2 protein-coding genes are annotated in these 2048 nt (G+C 57.9%); both read left to right on the top strand.

The features are described from left to right. Positions 1-438: hypothetical protein (locus tag VGK48_04140; GenBank protein ID HEY2380354.1), on the top strand; the 438-nt coding region annotated here is incomplete at its 5' end. Beyond that, positions 422-1954, top strand: a complete 1533-nt coding sequence (gene guaA, locus VGK48_04135; GenBank protein HEY2380353.1) for a glutamine-hydrolyzing GMP synthase — start codon at positions 422-424, stop codon at positions 1952-1954. The genes VGK48_04140 and guaA, both read left to right, overlap by 17 nt. Positions 1955-2048: the final 94 nt, after the last annotated feature.

Genomic DNA, 2048 nt, shown 5'->3' with positions numbered 1-2048 from the left:
CCCCCCGCGACTGCATACCTGGCGTCAAGAGTGATGAAGACGGTATTACTGACCACCGTCGCGCTGATCCTCCTGCCGGTCTGGCTCGAGGGCGCTCCTGTCCTCGCCATCCTGCTCTTTCTAACGGCCGCGTTTTGCCTCACCCTGGTCGAGACTCTGATCCGCGCCGACGCCATTGAGCTTCTCGGGACGGACCTCATCCGGGTCAGCGCTCTGGTAGGAATACTCATGTCATTCGAAATGATGATCGCCGCGTCGTTTGTGGTGATTCTCGCTGCAGGGTACCTCAATGTAGCGCGGCTGAGCCAGGCGCTGGCAATGCTGGGAGCCACAGGTGTTTCCATTTTACTTCTCAGCCTTGTGCACAGTTACCTGCTCCTCGTGAGGTTCTCGGCGGTTGGTGTTATGGTAATGAGGCAAAATGTCGTCGCAGTTTGAAACGATACTCATCCTCGATTTTGGCGGACAATACACACAATTGATCGGCAGGCGGATACGCGAGGCGAACGTCTATACGGAGATCGTTCCGTTCAACACGCCCGTGGAGAAGATCAAAGCCCAGCATCCTAGAGGCATCATCCTGTCCGGCGGCCCGGCATCGGTTTATGAGACGGATGCGCCGATCAGCGATCCCGCAATCATGCAGCTTGGCGTTCCCATTCTGGGAATCTGTTATGGAATGCAGCTCATCGGGAAGGAAATGGGAGGCCGGGTGGAGCCCGCGACACAGCGCGAGTATGGCCCGCGTGAACTCGATTCCTTGCAGTCTTCCTGTCTTTTCGATGGCATGCGCCGGGTCTGGATGAGCCACGGCGACCGCATCCTGGAGCCGCCGCCGGGATTTCAGATAACCGCGCGAACGCAGAACACCATTGCGGCGATGGAAGACCGCACGCGGAAAGTCTTCGGCGTTCAATTTCATCCAGAGGTCACCCACACGGAAAATGGGTCCGAAGTTCTGCGCCGGTTTGTGTTCGATGTCTGCGGCTGCTCGGGCGACTGGACGATCGGATCGTTCATCGAAAATTCCATCGATCGCATCCGGAAGCAGATCGGCGACGGCCGGGCCCTGTGCGCCATCAGCGGCGGCGTGGACTCCACTGTTGCCGCAACCCTGGTGTCGCGCGCAATCGGCGACCGTCTTATCGGCGTTTTCGTGAATACCGGACTGCTTCGTAAAAACGAATTCGAGAAGGTCCTCTCGATGTTGCGTGAGAATCTGCATTTGAACGTGCGCGGCATCGATGCTTCGGAGCGATTTCTCAATATGCTCGCAGGCGTTACCGACCCTGAGAAAAAGCGCAAGCTGATCGGGAATGAATTCATCCGGGTTTTTGAGGAAGAGGCGAAGATCGCCGGCGCGGTGGATTTCCTGGTGCAGGGAACGCTGTACCCGGATGTGATCGAATCGGTTTCCGTCAAAGGACCGTCACAAACGATCAAGTCTCATCACAATGTGGGCGGGCTGCCGGAACGAATGCATCTGAAGCTGGTGGAGCCGCTGCGCGAATTGTTCAAGGACGAAGTCCGGCGCGCCGGACTGCAACTCGGCTTGCCGGAGGACATGGTCTGGCGGCAACCGTTTCCCGGACCGGGCCTTGCCGTTCGCATCATGGGCGAGATCACCCGCGAAGGTGTGCGGACCCTCCAGGAGGCGGACGACATTCTCATTTCCGAGATCAAGAAGGCCGGTCTGTATCGCGAAATCTGGCAGTCCTTCTGCGTCCTGCTGCCGGTGAAGAGCGTCGGCGTGATGGGCGACATTCGAACCTACGAACACACGCTCGCGATCCGCGCCGTCCATAGCAGCGACGGCATGACCGCCGACTGGGTCCGCCTGCCATACGACCTGATGGGCGTGGTTTCGAATCGCATCGTCAATGAAGTGAAGGGAATCAACCGGGTGGTGTACGACATCACGTCGAAACCGCCTGCAACGATTGAGTGGGAGTAATGGGGGACCGGAACACAAAAGGCACAAGAAGCACAAGAAATCAGAACCGAATTCCATTTTCTTGTGCTTCTTGTGCCTTTTGTGTTCCGGTCCC

Source organism: Terriglobia bacterium (assembly GCA_036496425.1).
In the GTDB taxonomy this organism is placed as follows: domain Bacteria; phylum Acidobacteriota; class Terriglobia; order 20CM-2-55-15; family 20CM-2-55-15; genus 20CM-2-55-15.
The sequence above is the reverse complement of the archived record's forward strand: the minus strand, read 5'-3'. Positions and strand labels throughout refer to the sequence as shown.

What these genes read in the sequence shown, in the direction of transcription:
- guaA (HEY2380353.1), top strand. Translation starts at nt 422, where the DNA reads ATGTCGTCGCAGTTTGAAACGATACTCATCCTCGATTTTGGCGGACAA.